This is a genomic window from Variovorax sp. HW608 (assembly GCF_900090195.1).
GTDB lineage: Bacteria > Pseudomonadota > Gammaproteobacteria > Burkholderiales > Burkholderiaceae_C > Variovorax.
Map to the genome: position 1 here is coordinate 1,068,142 of NZ_LT607803.1, position 16,258 is coordinate 1,084,399.

At 62.5% G+C, this 16,258-nt stretch carries 16 protein-coding genes and 1 pseudogene; 3 read left to right on the top strand and 14 right to left on the bottom strand.

The genetic code is table 11. From position 1 onward, the window contains the following. Window positions 1-81: 81 nt before the first annotated feature. The 6 genes from VAR608DRAFT_RS04870 to VAR608DRAFT_RS37800 all read right to left on the bottom strand — a co-directional run bounded on the left by VAR608DRAFT_RS04870 (window position 82) and on the right by VAR608DRAFT_RS37800 (window position 6,271). A complete protein-coding gene (locus tag VAR608DRAFT_RS04870) occupies window positions 82-780 on the bottom strand; it encodes a GntR family transcriptional regulator (protein ID WP_088953036.1) in 699 nt (232 codons plus the stop codon). Window positions 781-837: 57 nt separating this feature from the next. Further along, complete coding sequence (locus VAR608DRAFT_RS04875) at window positions 838-2,307, bottom strand: NCS1 family nucleobase:cation symporter-1 (RefSeq protein WP_088953037.1); 1,470 nt, start codon at window positions 2,305-2,307, stop codon at window positions 838-840. 180 nt (window positions 2,308-2,487) lie between these two features. Continuing rightward, a complete protein-coding gene (hppD, locus tag VAR608DRAFT_RS04880; RefSeq protein ID WP_088953038.1) occupies window positions 2,488-3,576 on the bottom strand; it encodes a 4-hydroxyphenylpyruvate dioxygenase in 1,089 nt (362 codons plus the stop codon). A 43-nt stretch (window positions 3,577-3,619) separates the two neighbouring features. After that, window positions 3,620-5,020, bottom strand: a complete 1,401-nt coding sequence (locus tag VAR608DRAFT_RS04885; RefSeq protein ID WP_088953039.1) for an FAD-binding oxidoreductase — start codon at window positions 5,018-5,020, stop codon at window positions 3,620-3,622. Next, the gene (locus VAR608DRAFT_RS04890) at window positions 5,017-6,042 is read right to left on the bottom strand and encodes a Bug family tripartite tricarboxylate transporter substrate binding protein (protein WP_231973238.1); all 1,026 of its coding nucleotides are present in this window, start codon (window positions 6,040-6,042) and stop codon (window positions 5,017-5,019) included. Before VAR608DRAFT_RS04890 ends, VAR608DRAFT_RS04885 begins: the two co-directional genes overlap by 4 nt. A gap of 16 nt (window positions 6,043-6,058) precedes the next feature. Beyond that, window positions 6,059-6,271, bottom strand: coding sequence for a hypothetical protein (locus tag VAR608DRAFT_RS37800; RefSeq protein ID WP_157730642.1), 213 nt, complete (start codon window positions 6,269-6,271; stop codon window positions 6,059-6,061). Between the two features lie 686 nt (window positions 6,272-6,957). On the opposite strand from VAR608DRAFT_RS37800, the gene VAR608DRAFT_RS04895 reads away from it, so the two are divergent. Next, the gene (locus VAR608DRAFT_RS04895) at window positions 6,958-7,632 is read left to right on the top strand and encodes a GntR family transcriptional regulator (protein WP_088953034.1); all 675 of its coding nucleotides are present in this window, start codon (window positions 6,958-6,960) and stop codon (window positions 7,630-7,632) included. Window positions 7,633-7,770: 138 nt separating this feature from the next. Beyond that, window positions 7,771-7,848, top strand: a pseudogene (locus tag VAR608DRAFT_RS36750) (IS66 family transposase); the annotation flags it as partial. On the opposite strand, the gene VAR608DRAFT_RS04900 reads toward VAR608DRAFT_RS36750, so the two are convergent. The 8 genes from VAR608DRAFT_RS04900 to VAR608DRAFT_RS04930 all read right to left on the bottom strand — a co-directional run bounded on the left by VAR608DRAFT_RS04900 (window position 7,848) and on the right by VAR608DRAFT_RS04930 (window position 14,670). Continuing rightward, complete coding sequence (locus VAR608DRAFT_RS04900) at window positions 7,848-10,127, bottom strand: FAD-dependent oxidoreductase (protein WP_088953040.1); 2,280 nt, start codon at window positions 10,125-10,127, stop codon at window positions 7,848-7,850. The pseudogene VAR608DRAFT_RS36750 and the gene VAR608DRAFT_RS04900 overlap by 1 nt on opposite strands. A gap of 56 nt (window positions 10,128-10,183) precedes the next feature. Further along, on the bottom strand, window positions 10,184-10,969 hold the full coding sequence (locus VAR608DRAFT_RS04905; RefSeq protein WP_088953041.1) for a 3-hydroxybutyrate dehydrogenase: 786 nt from the start codon (window positions 10,967-10,969) through the stop codon (window positions 10,184-10,186). 49 nt (window positions 10,970-11,018) lie between these two features. Further along, entirely contained in the window at window positions 11,019-11,759 is a 741-nt protein-coding gene (locus tag VAR608DRAFT_RS04910; protein WP_088953042.1) for an acetoacetate decarboxylase, read from the bottom strand. A gap of 90 nt (window positions 11,760-11,849) precedes the next feature. After that, a complete protein-coding gene (locus tag VAR608DRAFT_RS36755; protein WP_443082914.1) occupies window positions 11,850-11,984 on the bottom strand; it encodes a hypothetical protein in 135 nt (44 codons plus the stop codon). Window positions 11,985-12,074: 90 nt separating this feature from the next. Further along, a complete protein-coding gene (locus VAR608DRAFT_RS04915; RefSeq protein WP_088953043.1) occupies window positions 12,075-12,803 on the bottom strand; it encodes a pirin family protein in 729 nt (242 codons plus the stop codon). A 100-nt stretch (window positions 12,804-12,903) separates the two neighbouring features. Beyond that, on the bottom strand, window positions 12,904-13,308 hold the full coding sequence (locus tag VAR608DRAFT_RS04920; RefSeq protein ID WP_088953044.1) for an ester cyclase: 405 nt from the start codon (window positions 13,306-13,308) through the stop codon (window positions 12,904-12,906). A gap of 45 nt (window positions 13,309-13,353) precedes the next feature. Next, on the bottom strand, window positions 13,354-13,962 hold the full coding sequence (locus VAR608DRAFT_RS04925; protein ID WP_088953045.1) for an NADPH-dependent F420 reductase: 609 nt from the start codon (window positions 13,960-13,962) through the stop codon (window positions 13,354-13,356). Window positions 13,963-14,067: 105 nt separating this feature from the next. After that, window positions 14,068-14,670 carry an FMN-dependent NADH-azoreductase gene (locus VAR608DRAFT_RS04930; RefSeq protein ID WP_088958608.1) on the bottom strand — a complete coding sequence of 201 codons (603 nt, stop codon included), beginning with the start codon at window positions 14,668-14,670 and terminating at the stop codon, window positions 14,068-14,070. A gap of 557 nt (window positions 14,671-15,227) precedes the next feature. Here VAR608DRAFT_RS04930 and VAR608DRAFT_RS04935 point away from each other — a divergent pair. Continuing rightward, the gene (locus VAR608DRAFT_RS04935) at window positions 15,228-16,256 is read left to right on the top strand and encodes an ABC transporter substrate-binding protein (protein WP_088953046.1); all 1,029 of its coding nucleotides are present in this window, start codon (window positions 15,228-15,230) and stop codon (window positions 16,254-16,256) included. The last annotated feature ends 2 nt before the right edge of the window (window positions 16,257-16,258 follow it).

Below are 16,258 nucleotides of genomic sequence, written 5' to 3' on the forward strand. Positions count from 1 at the left end.
CGGAGCCGCGGCATGTGTTTCCTGCGCAATTGCCTGAACCAAGTGCGCATGCGCCACGGCCAGCACGGGAGACTTCCTCCCTCAGCGTTTTGCGCCGTGCATTACCCGCAGAGGCGTCAGCGCCGCCTTCAGCCGATCGCTCGATCGGCCGGAATGGGCAAGGGTTTCGTCCAACCGATTGGCCAGAGAGTCTATGTGCGCGCGCATCAGCCGCTCGGCGCCGAGCATGTCACCTTCGGCCAGGGCGTCGACGATGGCGGCATGGTCTTCGTTGCTGTGCTGCGCCTCGGTCTGAGACTGGTACAGGGCCGACACCAACGTGGTTCGGGCCGAGAGATCTTCCATCATCTGCGTCAGGAGGCGGTTGCCCAGCGCTTGTGCCAGGCAGACGTGGAACTCGGCCAGTAGCACGCTGCGTTCGCCAGCATTGCTGGACTTGGCGATGACGGCTCGTTCCTGTGCCACGTGCTGGCGCAGCCCCCGGATGACCGATTGCAGTGGCACGCCAGCGTCGCGCAGCATGCCCGGCTCCAGGACGCGGCGCGCTGCGTAGGTCTCGCGCGCCTCCTCGAAGGAAGGCTCCGCCACGTACCAGCCAAGGCGCGGGCGCACTTCGACGAACCCGCGGGCCTGAAGCTGCAGCAGCGCCTCGCGCACCAGTGTGCGACTGACGCAGAACAGCTCGGCCAGTTCCTTCTCGCCAAGCCGTTCGCCAGGGCGCAGCTTGCGCGCGAGGATGGAACGCATCACACGATCGACAATGGTCGCGTTGGCGCTCATCGGGCTTCCAGCATCGCGGCGTGCGAAAGGGCTCCGCGATCATCTTGAAAATCGGTGCTAGCCATTGACTGAGACGCCAGCCGGCGCCGCCACGACGCGCGGGCGAAGCGCCTCCATCGCCAGGTAAACGAGACCGCCCACCACTACACCGATGAACCAGCCATAGGTATTCCACCAAGACGGCAACAGGCTGGTGAAGTTGGGCAGGAAGGTGGAAAACACGCTGCCAACACCCACGGCCACCAGTGCATTGAGGTTCCAGCCACCCTCGTAGCGGTACTCGCCGTGCTCGTCGTACAGTGCTGCGACATTGATGCGACCCTTCGCCACCAGATAGTAGTCAACCAAGATGATGCCCAACAACGGACCCATGGTCGCACCGATGGCGTTGACGAAGTGCGCGGCATTTCCTTCCCAGGGCGCGAAGGGGTAGAGCACCAGCGCAATGGCGGCCGCAATGTAGCCACCCTTCTTGAAGTCAATCGTCCTGGGGAAGACGTTGGAGATGTCGAACGCCGCGGAGACGAAGTTCGCCACAACGTTGATACCCAGGGTGGCCACCGCGAAGGTGAGCGCGGCGATCAGCGCAAGCACCCAACTGTCGAACTTGGCGGAGATCTGTTCAGGGTGCAGTAGCACCTCGCCGTACACCTTGTAGGCAGCGATGGTAGTGACGCCTGCCACCAACGAAAAGGCAACCAGATTGACGGGCAGGCCCCAGAGGTTGCCCTTCTTCACCGCGTCCTTGTTCTTGGCGTAGCGCGAGAAGTCGCAGAAGTTCAGGTACAGCGCCGCGAAGTAGGTGATCCAGGTCGCGCCGACCGCCATCAGCGCCCAGAAGGAACCGGGTTCACCGCTGACGCCGGCATCCTTCGTCTTGTCGAGCAGCACAGACATGGGAATGCCATGGTCGAAGCTGAAGCCGCCGGCCTTGATGCACAGGCCGATGGCCAGCACCAACATGGCCACCCAGACCGCAGGGCCGGCCCAATCCTGAAACTTGCGTACGGTCTCCATTCCCTTCTGAATGATCAGCAGTTGCAACGCCCAGATGATCACGTAGCAGATCACTTCCAGCCCCGAGTGTCCGAGGAAGTGCACCGTCTTGTGAAACTCCAGGATGCTCTCGTTGCGCACCAACAATGCCACTACGGCGCCGGAAGCGGCCGCGGTCTGAGCACCGTACCAAAAGCAAGCCACCACTGCGCGCACCATGGCAGCCAGGTTGGCGCCCCATATGCCAAACGAGGCCCGAGCCAGCACCGGGTACGGCACACCAGTCTTCTCGCCGGCATAGCCGATGAGGTTCATCAGGAAGAAGATCACCAGCGAACTCAGTCCGATGGCCAAGAGGAAGTTGGTGAAGCTGCCGCACAGCAGGAACAAGCTGGCCGCCAGGTAGTAGCCCCAAAGACTGTGCACGTCCGAGGTCCAGACGTTGAAGAGGCTGAACGCGCCCCAGTTGCGCTCTTTCGCGGGTGCCAAGTCCTCGTTATAGAGGCCTGGGGACGGGTTGCGGATTTCCATCGAGTGTCTCCTTGGCGTAGTGCCGGCTGCGAGAGTCCGAGCTTGATACTCAAGCTGGTATGCAAGGATCGTATACAGAACGGTGGACGATCAAGCCCGGGTTAACCCGGGGACAGGGTCGGAGAAGCGCTACTGCGAAAGAATCCAGGGACTTCCATGCCGAGCAAGTTCGCCCGACGTCTAGTGTTCGGAATGGTCGACCTGGAGTACGCCCCGGCGAATCTGATCGCGCTCGAGGGACTCGAAGAGAGCCTTGAAGTTGCCGTTTCCAAAGCCGTCGTCGCCCTTGCGCTGTATGAATTCGAAGAAGACGGGGCCTAGTAACGTCTCTGAAAAGATCTGCAGCAACAAGCGCTTGGAGCCTCCCGCAGTCGTCCCGTCCAGCAGGATTCCTCGCGCCTGGAGCTCCGGCACTGGCTGCTCGTGCCCGGGCAACCGCTCCTCGAGCATCTCATAGTAGATGTCGTTCGGAGATGTCATGAGGGGTACGCCCGCCATTTGCAGCGCGTCCACCGTCTCGATCAAGTTGTCAGTCAGCAGCGCGACGTGCTGGATGCCTTCACCACTGAACTTCATAAGAAATTCCTCGATCTGGCCGGACGTTTTTCCAGCCTCCTCGTTCAACGGAATTCTGATCATGCCGTCCGGCGCCGTCATGGCCTTGGAGGTCAGCCCCGTGTATTCGCCCTTGATGTCGAAGTACTTGATCTCACGGAAATTGAACAGGCGTTCATAGAACTCTGCCCAGTGGGACATCCGGCCTCGATAGACGTTGTGCGTCAGGTGATCGACCACTCTGAGGCCCACGCCCTTGGGGTGGCGCTCTACCCCCGGCAGCCACTCGAAATCAATGTCGTAGATGGACTTGCCGTCCTCGAAGCGGTCAATCAGGTAAAGCGGCGCGCCGCCGATGCCCTTGATGGCCGGCAGGCGGAGCTCCATTGGGCCGGTCACCATCTCCATGGGCTGGGCGCCCAGTTCCAGAGCACGTGCGTACGCCTTGTGCGAGTCCTTCACACGGAAGGCCAAGCCGCAGGCGGAGGGTCCGTGCTCGGCGGAGAAATAGGCCGCAGGACTGTTCGGCTCCCGGTTGACGATGAAATTGATATCGCCTTGCCGATACAGAGCAACGTCTTTCGAGCGGTGCGTCGCTACCTTCGCGAAGCCCATCTTTTCGAATAGCGGTTCCAGTACGTTCGGTACAGGAGAAGCGAACTCAACGAACTCGAAGCCGCACAGGCCCATTGGATTGCTGTCTTGATAGGTCATGGATTTCTCTTTCTCTATGAGCACGGATGCTTGGCCCCACTGATCAGGCGACACCTGCGCTCAGTGGAAAAACGCGTCCCGGATTCAAAGTGCCCTGCGGATCCAGCATCACTTTCAGTCTGCGCATGAGGTCAATCTCCGCTTGCGCCCTGCTGTGATGCAAGAAGTCACGCTTTACGACACCGATGCCGTGCTCGGCTGAAATGCTGCCCTGGAAAAGGCCGACGCAGCCATAAACCAGCTCCTCGGCGCGTTCCAAGTGTTTCGGATCCGGATAAGGACCGCTGATCAGGTGCAAGTTGCCGTCGCCAAGATGTCCGAAGAAGAGGTGCTTCTGGCCGGGAAACTCGCGCTTCAGCTGGTCTTCCAACCGATGCACAAGTTCATCCATGCGAGTAATCGCGACACTTACATCGAACGCGGCGCATGGTTTGGCCACAGCCAGGAGTTCGCTCACCCCCTCGCGGATGGCCCAAAGATCGTCCTGTTGAGTTCCGGTCTGGGCCACCACAGCGTCGGCTACCAGGCCGGATTCGATCGCCTGCTCCAGGAACGCTTCCATCGACTCATTTGCGGCCATTCCCGCACCGGCTACGGATTCCACCAACGTGTAAACGGGGTAGCGGGCAGCGAGTGGAGAGGTCTTGCCTTGAGCCTCCATGCTCGCATCGAAGTAGCTGGCCCACATGACTTCGAAAGCGCTAAGACCTTGCAGGGAGGACTTTGAGCTTCTCAGCAACTCAAGCGCGTCGTCGAAACTCTGCATGCCGCAAAGCACGGTGCATCGCTGCGCTGGCTCGGGCGCCAGCATCAGTGAGAGGCGTGTGATGACCCCCAAGGACCCTTCGCTTCCGATGAACAGCTGCTTGAGGTCGAAGCCAGCGTTGTTCTTGATGACGCGGTCCAGCATCGTGAGAACTGTCCCATCCGCCAGTACCACCTCGAGGCCGAGGATCAGGTTGCGCATCATTCCATAGCGCAGCACCCGATTGCCGCCGGCGTTGGTTGCGGCGTTCCCGCCCACTTGGCAGGAGCCGCGGGCGCCGAGGTCAAGCGGAAAGGTCCAGCCATGCTCGGCGCAGGCCTGCTGCAGGCGCTCCAGGGTCACCCCCGCCTGTACGACGGCAATGCCTGCCACTGCATCGACTTCCTCGATGCGGTCGAGTCGGCTAAGGGACAGGGCGACCTCGCCGTCCAGCGGATTCGCGCCACCTGCAAGGCCCGTGAGGCCGCCTTGGACAGCTACAGAACAACCGTGCTCACTGCAAATGCGCAGGGCTTCAGCCACTTCCCCGGTGGTGCGCGGCAACAAGAGCGCAAGCGGCTGGGCTGCGCCCGCATCGCTCCAGTCCCGCGTCTGGCGAAGCTCCAGCCGTTCTCCCGTAAGAACTGATGCGGAACCGAGGCCCTTTGCCAAGGCGTCGATCAAGTCATTGCGTTTCATGACTCTGCCGTGAACCCGATGGATTTGACGATTGGGCCCCAACGCTCGTAGTCTGCCTTCAACCGACCTGCCAGCTCTTCAGGCGTCGAGGATGCGGCCTGCAATCCCATCACGCCGAGTCCTTCGACGATTTCGGGGCTGGCCAGGGCTGGGCGCAGCGCCGCGTTTGCACGCTGTACGACCTCCCGCGACGCCCCGGCGGGCAGGAACAGGCCAAACCACTCGGAGAATGCCATGTCCTTGAGCCCCTGCTCCATGAACGTTGCTACAGTGGGAGCGAAGCGATTGCGAGTGGATCCGCTCGTTGCAAGCAAGCGGCACTTTCCAGCCGCCAGGTGAGGCAGGAAGTCCCCGACGGGTCCGGAAACGGCGGGGATCTGTCCGCCGATCAAGTCAAGAATCGCGGTCTGAGTTCCGCGGTAAGGAACATGGGTCATGTCGACTCCAGCGGAACGTCCAAGTAGCACGCCGATGAAGTGCGGCACCGAACCGGCCGCCGGGGAGCCGAAGGAATTGTTCTTGGATGACTTCACCCAGGCCAGGAACTCCGGGACCGTGTTGACGGAGTTGGGTACGGCCGGTCCGACTGCGAAGCCAAAATCAAAGACACATCCAAGCGATACGGGGGCGAGGTCCTTCAACGGGTCATACGGCAGCTTCTTGTAGATGTGCGGATAGATTCCGAGCATCGACATCGGGGTTTGAAGGATGGCCGAGCCGTCTGCCGGCAAGGTCTTGATCACCTGGATAGCAATTTGCCCTCCGGCGCCCGTCCGGTTGTCGACCACAACAGTCTTGGCATAGCTGCCGGTCATGCGAGCGGCGAGACGTCGGCACAACGTGTCCGAGGTTCCGCCCGCGGCGAAACCAGTGATGAACTTTGCGACCTCCAACTGCGCGCCTTGCCCGAAGGCGCTTGCGGCCGGAATGGCGGCCGCGGCCGCAGCGGCTTGAAGGAACAGGCGGCGCTGCATGCTGAAGCTCGTCGGCAGGGAATTCTCCCAGCTGCTTTTGATTGACATCTCGTCTCCTGATTGACTACTCGAAGGCCCGCACGATGTATGCGGCGACCCCGGCATTGTGAAAAAGACTGGACGAACGAATTGCGATTTTTCTTGGATTATTTTGAAGGCGAGCTTCATATTCGTGTTCCTCGCGAGCGGCGCTGGTTGCCCTGCATCGCCCCCTCAGCGCCATTGCAATCGACGTGGCTTCCAGCAAGTCACTGAAGGCCGAGGCGTGCGCCATCACCGCGCTGTCCTTTTGGGACGTCCCCACGTGTGCTGAGCTCAGCTTTTCGAACCGTCCGGTGCGGACCCGCAAGCCGGGTAGTGTGGGAGTGGCCCGGTTCTCGGTGCGGTGGCCGGCCCCTGTCCTGACTGACTACAACTCATTGCTGCCTGCCATGTCGCTCAGCCCACATTGATCGAGGAGTGAGTACAGATGCCTCGCTCCAAAGGGCCCACGCGAGCGCCGCAGCAGCCGCGCAGAGAGCAAGCCAACGCAGTAGGCGAGACTTCCAGACCGAAAGCACGACAAGGGCGGCGGCACTGGTCACAGCGCCCACGGTAGTTGGATCTTTCATGGACTGTCTGCGCGTGTCTGGTTCGCGGATCGATGCAATAAGCCTACAGGCGGATTGCGCGCGACGGGAGCTTTCCGATATCCGCCCGCAGCTAGTCCCCGCGCCACGCAACATGCCGGTCTGGTCGCGCAAGAACAATATGAGCCTCGTAGATGGTTCATACCGATGGCCAGGTACTTCGGAGGGTTTGGTATGGGCGCGTCAAGCTGCACATCCGTCAACGGATGCGTGACTGCAGCCTCCCCGCCGCGGCGTCCCGGCGCAAGCCAATATATTATTAAACTATAAATGTATTGATATTGCCATCATGCACTCTTCAATGCCTGGTCTATTCACCGTTTATGATTGCCCCATGTCCGCCATCCCGCAGCCGAAATCCAGCCTGACCCAGTCCGCGTACGAACGCTTGAAGGGCGATCTGCTGGCCTGCCGGCTCGAGCCCGACGAGCGACTGAACATCAGTGAGCTGTGCGGGGCATTGGGCGTCAGCCTTGGGGCCGTGCGAGAGGCACTGTCACGGCTTACCTCGGAAGGGCTGGTGGTCGCCGAGCCGCAGCGCGGCTTTCGGGTCGCCTCCATCTCCGAAGACGAACTGCGCGACCTGTATCGGACAAGGATCGAGATCGAGGCGTTGTGCCTGCGCCGCGCGATCGAGGTGGGCAGCCTGCGGTGGGAGTCCAACCTTGTGGCGGCGTATCACAGCCTTTCCAGAACGCCCGAGGCCGCGCCCGGCCACCCGGCACATGTGGGCGATGAGTGGCTGCAGCGCCATGCCGACTTCCACGAGGCGCTGGTCAGCGGAGGTGACAGCCCGTGGCTCATGCGCTTGCGAACGCAGCTCTTTCAGCAATCCCAGCGCTACCGGCGCCTTTCCGTGTCGCTGGCCAAGACCAAGCGCAACGTCGACAAGGAGCATCGGGAACTGATGGAGGCAGTCCTGGCGCGCGACGCCGATCGTGCCGTTGCACTGATGCGCGACCATCTGCAGCTCACGACCAAGATACTGCTCGCAGCGTCCCGCGCTTAGCCACCTGCCAGACGATGCAAATCCCCTGTCGATCCCAAGGGCTTCCGCGAACAGCTTGATGAGTTACAAGCGAGCGCAGAGAAGCGGCTAGCCCTGGAGCGCAGCAAGACGCGGAACTGAAGCACTGGCAGGCGCTGACACAACCGAGCGGAAAACCAGATCCGGCCGATCGCTGTGGATCGTTCGAATTGGCTGTTTGCGGGTTCGCTGCGCGCTTACGATGATCCTTCTCCTCCAGCCGGATCGCACGATGCCAAGATGGCTTGAGCAAGTGTGTAGCCTTGCTCTCGGTTGCTGCGGATGGCGACATCGGAAAAGTCATAGTCACGCGAGGACGGTTCGTTCGGCGGCGGCCTGCGAGTGAAGCGGGTGACCTGCGTGGCCACGCCGTTGCCCATGAGCTGGATATAGAGAGGTATCCGCTTGATCTTGTCCTGCTGCCCTGGCTCGAACTCCTGCATCAGGTTGGCGATCAGGGCGCGGTAGGCGTCGGCTTGTTCACGGATGCGCAGGTCGCTGCGCACGCGCTGGGCATAGACGACTTCGTCGCGCCGTGCCAGGACCTCGGTGATGTTGCTCGGCAGTTCCTTCTGATTGGAAAACAGATCGACCATGAAGACGCGCTTGCCATCCGGCCCGCAGCGGTCGATCACCAAGTCGAGCGGGGAATTGCTCACGACGCCGCCGTCCCAGTACGGCTGGCCGTCCACATAGGTCCAGGAGAAACCGGGCGGCAGGCTGCCACTGGCAAGGATGTGCTCGGGGGTGAAATCATCGACATAGCTGTCGAAGGTCTCCAACTCCGCGTTCAGCACGTTGACTGCACTCACGAGCAGGCGCACCGGGCTGTGCTTGAGCGCCGGGAAGTCCACGTACTTCTCCAGCAGCCGCCGCATGGGCGCGGTGTCGTAGAGGCCGGTCCAGTTCCACGGCGGATCCCATGCTGCGTCGAATGAAGGGATCCAGCGCGGCCGGAAGAACTTCTCAACGCCGAATCCGATGATCTGCGCGGCCGTGACTGCACGCCGCGCCTGCTCGGTGAGGCCTGGCAGCGATGCGACCTTGAGATCCGCCCAGAACGATTCCAGTGCCTCGGTCGCACGATCCGGGTGGCTGGCGACGATTGCGCCGTTGAAGGCGCCGATCGAGATGCCGGCGACGATGTCGGGGAAGATTCGGCGTTCCTCCAGCGCCTTGACCACGCCGCACTCGAAGGCGCCCAGTGCACCTCCACCTTGCAGGATCAGCACGTTCTGCATCGGCAGCGTGTTGAGCGCGAAGGCGGGCTCCTTCAGTCGGTGTTTCTCCTTGCGCAGGTTGGTGCGATAGCGGATCAGGCTCTCGGCGGCGCGAACCTCATCGGCCGTGCGGCCAAGGGTGAACACGGCGCGCGGGATGTCCTGGCTCAGATAGATCAGGGAGAACGAGCGCCCGTCCAGCGCCCCCTGGCAGATGCTTTCGTCAGTGCCCGTGGGGTCGCCCAGGACGTTGAAACCGATATCGCCAACCTCGCAGAAAAAGTAGGAGACGGTGTCGTAGCGTCGCCTGCGCCCCAGCATGTTGCGGGCGGCGAGCTGTCCCTGCTTTATCGCGTTGTCCCAGTGCTCGACGTGTCGTCGGCGCGAGAACACCGGGTCGAGGAAGCTCGCCACGTCGCCCGCTGCAAAGACGTTCGGGACGCTGGCCTGCAACCGCTCGTCGACCGCGACGAAGCCATCTTCGAGCTTGATACCGCTGCCCTCGAGGAACTGCGTAGCCGGTTCCACGCCAATGCTCACGACGACCATGTCGCAAGGGATCTTGGCTCCGCTGGCAAGCTCCACTTCGTTGACTTTGCCTCTTCCGCGGAACGCGGCCACCGATTGGTTGACCATGATCGAAACTGCGCGGTCCTGCTCTGCACGGCTTTGGACGAAGTCCGAGAGCAGCGGCGATTCCAGATGCTTGAGGATCCGGCTTCCGGTTTCGATGACGGCGACGTCCAGGCCGAGTTCGCGCAGCGTGACGGCGACCTCCATGCCAAGGAAGCCGCCACCCACGATCACCACCCGCTTGGCGCTCGCGGCGGCCTGTCGAATGGCTTCGGCATCGCCCCGCGTCCTCAGCGTGTGAATTCCGCCGAGCGAGGCTCCCGTCACGCCCAGGCGCCGCGCGGAGGTTCCGGTCGCAACCAGGAGCTTGCCGTAGTGGATCCGCGATCCGGTCGATGTCTCAACCCACTGCCCTGCGGTATCAACCGCCACGGCCCGGGTCTCCAGCGCCACGTCGATCCGCTGGTCACGATAGAACGAATCCGGGTGGACCAGAATGCGTGCTTCGTCCGCCGTGCCGATCAGGTACGCCTTGGACAGGAAAGGCCGATGGTAGGGCAGGCTCGACTCGGCCGAGAGGATCAGGATCGAGCCCGTGGAGCCTTCCTGGCGCAATGTCTGCGCCGCCTGGGCACTGGCCAGGCCGCCGCCGATCAGAAGGAAGTCGATTTGTTGGGATGCCATGCAGTGTCACTGGGTAATGCCGCATTCGGGCCAAGGCCGCTGATGCCGGCGGCTCGTTATTGCATGAACCAGCCGTGGCTCACGATGAAGGACTGCCCCGTCAGTGCCGCGCTCGGGAACGCGGAGAGGAACAGCACCGTTTGCGCCACGTCCTCGACGGTGGTGAAGACGCCGTCCACCGTCTGCCCCAGCATCACGTTGCGAACCACCTCGGCCTCGCTGATGCCCAGTTCCTTCGCCTGCTCCGGGATCTGCTTTTCCACGAGCGGGGTCTTCACGAACCCCGGACAGACCACGTGCGAGCGCACGTTGTGCGCGGCGCCTTCCTTGGCGAGCACGCGGGCCAGGCCCAGCAGCCCGTGCTTGGCCGTCACGTAAGCGGACTTGAGCGACGAGGCTTCATGCGAATGCACCGACCCCATGTAGATGACGACGCCGCCGCGATCGTCCTTGTACATGTGCTTGAGGGAGGCCTTGGTGGTCAGGAACGCACCGTCCAGATGGATGGCCTGCATCTTCTTCCAATCGGCAAACGCGTAGCTCTCGATCGGATTGACGATCTGGATGCCGGCGTTGGAGACCAGGATATCGATCGTGCCGAACTTCTCGGCGACCCGGTCCACCCCCGCGTTGACGGCGTCCTCGCTGGTGACATCCATCGCCACGCCCAGCGCCTTGCCGCCCTGGCGCACGATGTCGTCGGCCACGGCGTTCGCATGGGCCAGGTCGAGGTCGGCAATGGCGACCGTAGCGCCGGCCTTGGCCAAGGTGAAGGCAATCTCCTTGCCGATGCCGCTCGCTGCGCCCGTGACGATGGCGACCTTGCCATTCAGATTGTTCATGATTCACCTCCTGTGGAAGAAAAGGGGAAAGAAGAAAAATGCCAGCGGCTCATTTCGCCAGGTAGTCGTAAACGACCTCCCCCAGATCGAGGGTGAGGTCGGCGACCAGATGCCGTGCCTCGACGACCTCAAGGACTGGCAGATCGGCGACCGGCGCCAGCGCGTGCGGCGCCAGCTGCAGCGAGGCCGGGCCGCTCCACGCGCCGCGCATCCGGATGTCGCTGAGGTAGTAGCGCACCAGCTCGCAGATGCGCGGCGAGCCGTTCACGTGCGGAATGATCTTGAGCAGGAAGTTCGGCTTGGCCAGCATCCTGGCCTGCTCCTGGGCGTCGAGCGTCTTGTGCTTGTAACCCATGGTCCCCATCGCAACCCGCACCGGCCCGTAGTCCAGCGTGCCCACCAGGGTGTCGATGTGCGTGTGCAGCGTCGGGCTGGCCAGCTTCTTGGGGAAGCCCCATAGTTCGCGGCCGCCGGCGATCGGCGGATGGTTGTCGAGATACATGGCGAGCGTGTAGCTGCCGGCTTGCCCCTCGAACTCGACCGGGATCACCTGGCCGCTCTCGGTGTAGTCGCCAAAGCCCGTCGAATCGGGCATCCGGATGAACTCGTAGTGCACCAGTGGCTGCGTGGGGGTCAGCGGCTCCGGGACCACCTCGCGCAGCCGGTCGGGATCGGTGCGGTAGGTGATGATGAAATACTCGCGCTCGACGAAGCGGTACGGTCCCAGCGGGAACGCCGGACTGGTCAGCGGCATGGCAAATGCGCGGGAGACGACGGAATCGAGGTTCATGACAGGGTGGCCTTTCCTTGAGAATCTGGACGGCAGCGGGGCACGGCCGGCCGGAGCCGCTTGGTGGCGGCCGGCGGGCAGTACCACGCGTCAGCGGAAGACTGGGATCGTCCCCGATGCCGTGCGCCGGTCGCCGGCTTCCAGCGCCTGCGCGGAGGTGTGCACCGAGTAGTAGCCGACGTGCAGCGGGTACGAATGCGGCACGGCCGAGCCAAGTACGAACACCGCGTCGATTTCCAGCTCCGCAGGTAGCAACGCTGCAGCCGCATCCGACGGGTGACGAGGCCTGCGAGACGGATATCGGGACGAAGAGCATCAGAGCCCCGACTGTTGCCTTCTCGTTGGGGAATTCGCAGCAACAACGAGAACCATCTCGGCATCGCACAGCGCCTCGACCTCGAGCGATGGCTCGTCCCGCAGCGCCACACCCTCGCGGGCCTCCACGCGCACCCCGTTGACGAGGACCGATCCGAGCGCGGGCACGAGATAGGCGTCATGGCCGACTTTGAGTTCGAGCTTGATCGAGCCCCCTGCAGCAAGCACCGCTCCAAAAACCTCCGCGTCCGCGCGGATCGGCAACGCATCGGGTGCGCCATAGCCGCTGGCGAGCGGAACAAATCGCCCAGCGCGGTCGCTCCTCGGAAACGGCTGCGTACTCCAACGGGGTGGGTTGCCAACCTGGTTCGGCTTGATCCAGATCTGGAAGATCCGCGTCGGCGTCTCCTCGTCATTGCGTTCGGAATGCCGTATGCCGGTTCCGGCGCTCATGACCTGAACGTCGCCCGCCTTCGTGCGGCCCTTGTTGCCGAGGTCATCTTCATGCGTGATGACGCCCTCACGCACGTAGGTGATGATCTCGACATCGGCATGCGGGTGCAGCGAGAAGCCCGCGCGCGGAGCGATCTCATCGTCATTCCAGACATACAGACGGCCAACTGCCTTATGCGTGGGATTGCCGTACTGGCCGATGGCGAAATGATGCTTCGCCTTCAGCCAGCCGATATCCACGCCGCCGATCTCGGCAAGGGTTCTGTGCTCGATCATGGTGCACCGTCCTGAATACGCGAGCCAGCGCGCCAGTGGGCTGAAGATGCAGCTAGGCGACCACCCAGCTTCGTCATGCAGGCACCCGCCACATCCATGGTCAAACTTGGAGCTGCCGCAAGAGCGTGGCGAAGTCCGCGACTTCCCAATGCTCCGCAAGTCTTCCGTCCTGAATTCTGTAGAGCTGGAAAGCCATCGCGTCAATTGGACGACCTGTGGGACGAAGGCCGGCGAACTCACCCTTGTGCACCCCCTGGACCGCATTCAGGACTGCGACCTTGTCTCCCTCGGCCAGGATCTCCGAGATCGGTAGCTTCAAATCGGCAAAGGCGGCGTGGAGCCCGGCGAAATACTGCTTGAGAGCCTCACGCCCTGGGGTTTGGCCGGCCAGATGATCGTTGTAATTCTCTGCGACGATCTGGTCGAAGACCTGGAAATCGGCAGCTTCGATGGCGGCAAAAAACCGTCTGACAAGTTCCTTGTTTTCTTCAGCTTTTGACGACATTTCATCTACTCCTGCTACGAAGTCATCTTTGGATTTCTATCGCAATCACCGAAGCTGCCGATCATCGAGCAGAACGAATTCCTTGGCTGCGACACCACCGCCGAACTGCTGCGCGCGGCCGCCCTCCGCCAGGGCTCCCAGATCCACGGCGGCGAAACCGAGGTGTTCGATGAGATCGACGACGGCCCTTCGGGCTGGCGCATCGTCGCCAGATACGAACAGGACACGACGGCCACCGAGCACCACTGGATCGGCCCCAAGGTGGGTGGCCAAGAGCGTGTTGAAGGCCTTGACCACGCGCGCACCCGGAACAGCGTCGGCGACGATCTGTGTCGACAAACGACCCTTGAGGTCGCGTGGCGTGAAGGCCGGAAAGTCGATTGCATTTGTCGCGTCGATCACGATACGGCCGCCCCAATCCACGCCTTTGACCGCTTCCGGTACCGCGTCGAACGGGATTGCCAGAATGACAGCGTCGGCCTGGAGAGCCTCTTCAGAAGTCACCGGCTTCATCAGGGCACCTAGTTCTCCGGCAAGTCCGGCCAGGCTTCCGGGCCCCTTGGTGTTGGCAACGAACACCTCGATCCCGCTGGCGACGAAGCGACGGGCGAGCGCGCTTCCGATCTTTCCGGCCCCAATGATGGCGTACTTCATGGTTCAGCCCTTCGAATCTTGAAGCCGTCGCCGAGATCTCGAACAGGGGGAAGGTTTGCACTGCCTACCGACTCGTTCCAAATGGCACCGGAAATCGTCATAGCGTCACGCTGTCTCGGCGATCGCTTGCTTGGCCGTCGCGAGAGCGGCTTCGCGAGCATCGGGACCAAAGCCGATCTTCTCTGCACGAATGAAAGTCACGTCGGTCAGGCCGATGAATCCCAGCAAGGTGCGCAGATAGGGTTCCTGAAAATCCATGGCCTTCGCAGGTCCCTCGGAGTAGAGACCACCACGCGATTCGATGACGATGACGCGTTTACCAGTCAGCAGGCCTCGGGGGCCGGCCTCCGAATAGCTAAACGTCACACCGGGGCGCAAAACGTAGTCAAACCAGGCCCGCAGGCCAGTCGGGATGCTGAAGTTGTACATCGGCGCGCCGATAACGACGCTATCGGCGGCCTGGAGCTCAGCAATCAGTTCGTCCGACAAGGCCCGGGCAGTCAGTTCGACCTCGGTGATGGGCTCGCCCCGGACGCCTGCCACATTTGCGGTGATGAGGTGTGGAATGGGTGCGGCTCCCAAGTCGCGATGAACGACAGTTGCGCCAGGATTCGCCTCCAGCAAGCGACGGACAGCGTCCTCGACCAAGACGTTGGAGACGGACGCATCGCCTAGAACACTGCTGTGAATGACGAGAATTCTTTCCATGATGGGTCCCAAACAATCAATCATTTGCGGACCACACAGTACCGTTCCGGAATTCAGTGGAATAGAACCACCGAGAGAAGAACTGTGTCGCGAAAATCGGAACGGCGGCTACTTCGCGAAGTGGGCGGGACAGAAATCCACCTCGAGGCGTTCGCGCCAACCCAGGTCTTCTTGGATAAGCGTCGCCCCAGTAGCGCGGTCAGCCTGGCGTCTGCATTCATGGGCGGCCTCCGTGATTCGAGCGAGATCACGCCTGGGCGGCAGCGAGACCCACCGGTCCGCCGGGATCGTCGGCGGGCCAGATCGCCTGCGTTTTCATTGTCAAAAATGACCAAAACTCGAATTTTTAGTAAATCCGGGGACCTCTCAGAGGAGAGGAATGACCGAATCTTTAGTAAATCAAGGGCGGCGCCGCCCCTCCGACACCGGGTTTCTACCGGCACTAATTTTTAGGTCACCCGTCCCTAAAAACGGTGCTTTGCGAGAACGCCTGCACCTCCTAAATTTCGGTCACGCCACACGGCAGACGACCCGAATCCACAACCAGGAACCCCGTCATGACCCACTCTTGCGACCCCGCACGCCGCCGCCTGCTCAAGACCTCGCTTGCCGCCGGCGGCCTGGCAGCCGGAGGCTTTCTCTCGCTCGATGCCCTGGCCGAGGGCAAGACGCGCATCAACATGCAGATCGGCTGGATCCCCAGCGTCAACCAGGTCGGCGAGATCGTGGCGAAACGCCTGGGCTTCTACGAGCAGGAGGGCATCGAGTTCGCGATCCAGCCCGGCGGGCCCAACATCGACGGCGTGGCGATCGTCGCCTCCGGCCGCTACGAGGTCGGCCAGGTATCGTCCAGCCCCTCGGTCATGCTCGCCGTATCGCAGGGCCTGCCGATCAAGTGCTTCGCGGTCGGCGCGCAAAAGCATCCCTTCACCTTCTTCTCGCTGGGCAAGAACCCGGTGCGCAAGCCGGCCGACCTGGTGGGCAAGAAGGTGGGCCTTCCATCCACTGCCGCCATCCTGCTGCGCGCGCTGCTCGCGAAGAACAAGATCGCCGAGAAGGACGTGACCGTGGTCACCGTCGGCTCGGACATGGCGCCGCTCCTGACCGGGCAGGTCGACGTGGTCACAGGCTGGCTCACCAGCACCACGGCACTCAAGACGCTGGGCCCGGACCGCGTCGACCTCACGCTGTGGGACGCCGGCGTGCAGCTCTACGCGCTGCCGTACTACGCCACCACCAAGACCATCGAGACGCAGCCCAAGGTGCTGGAGGCCTTCGTCCGCGCCACCTCGCGCGGCTGGCAGCATGCCAAGGCCAATCGCGACCAGGCGGTGGACCTGCTGGTCAAGGAATATCCCAACCTCAAGCGCGAGGACGAGCGGGCGGCCATCGACGTGATGCTCGAGTACGCGCTGGGCGGCCCCGCGCAGACCCAGGGCTGGGGCACGATGGACCCGGTGGTCTGGCAGTCGCAGATCTCGACCTACGCCGACCTGGGCCAGTTCACGGCCCGCACGCCCAAGGTCGACGATGTCATCTGGCTCGGCGCGCTCAAGGGCACGGCCGACGCACGCGTGAAGGCCTGAGC

Bases quoted from the DNA above. Each gene is read 5' to 3' on its own strand.
- VAR608DRAFT_RS04895 (WP_088953034.1), top strand. From the start codon at position 6,958: ATGTCCGCCATCCCGCAGCCGAAATCCAGCCTGACCCAGTCCGCGTAC.
- VAR608DRAFT_RS04925 (WP_088953045.1), bottom strand. From the start codon at position 13,962: ATGAAGTACGCCATCATTGGGGCCGGAAAGATCGGAAGCGCGCTCGCC.
- VAR608DRAFT_RS04910 (WP_088953042.1), bottom strand. From the start codon at position 11,759: ATGAACCTCGATTCCGTCGTCTCCCGCGCATTTGCCATGCCGCTGACC.
- VAR608DRAFT_RS04920 (WP_088953044.1), bottom strand. From the start codon at position 13,308: ATGTCGTCAAAAGCTGAAGAAAACAAGGAACTTGTCAGACGGTTTTTT.
- VAR608DRAFT_RS04890 (WP_231973238.1), bottom strand. From the start codon at position 6,042: ATGTCAATCAAAAGCAGCTGGGAGAATTCCCTGCCGACGAGCTTCAGC.
- VAR608DRAFT_RS04905 (WP_088953041.1), bottom strand. From the start codon at position 10,969: ATGAACAATCTGAATGGCAAGGTCGCCATCGTCACGGGCGCAGCGAGC.
- VAR608DRAFT_RS04915 (WP_088953043.1), bottom strand. From the start codon at position 12,803: ATGATCGAGCACAGAACCCTTGCCGAGATCGGCGGCGTGGATATCGGC.
- hppD (WP_088953038.1), bottom strand. From the start codon at position 3,576: ATGACCTATCAAGACAGCAATCCAATGGGCCTGTGCGGCTTCGAGTTC.
- VAR608DRAFT_RS04870 (WP_088953036.1), bottom strand. From the start codon at position 780: ATGAGCGCCAACGCGACCATTGTCGATCGTGTGATGCGTTCCATCCTC.
- VAR608DRAFT_RS04885 (WP_088953039.1), bottom strand. From the start codon at position 5,020: ATGAAACGCAATGACTTGATCGACGCCTTGGCAAAGGGCCTCGGTTCC.
- VAR608DRAFT_RS04935 (WP_088953046.1), top strand. From the start codon at position 15,228: ATGACCCACTCTTGCGACCCCGCACGCCGCCGCCTGCTCAAGACCTCG.
- VAR608DRAFT_RS04875 (WP_088953037.1), bottom strand. From the start codon at position 2,307: ATGGAAATCCGCAACCCGTCCCCAGGCCTCTATAACGAGGACTTGGCA.
- VAR608DRAFT_RS04930 (WP_088958608.1), bottom strand. From the start codon at position 14,670: ATGGAAAGAATTCTCGTCATTCACAGCAGTGTTCTAGGCGATGCGTCC.
- VAR608DRAFT_RS04900 (WP_088953040.1), bottom strand. From the start codon at position 10,127: ATGGCATCCCAACAAATCGACTTCCTTCTGATCGGCGGCGGCCTGGCC.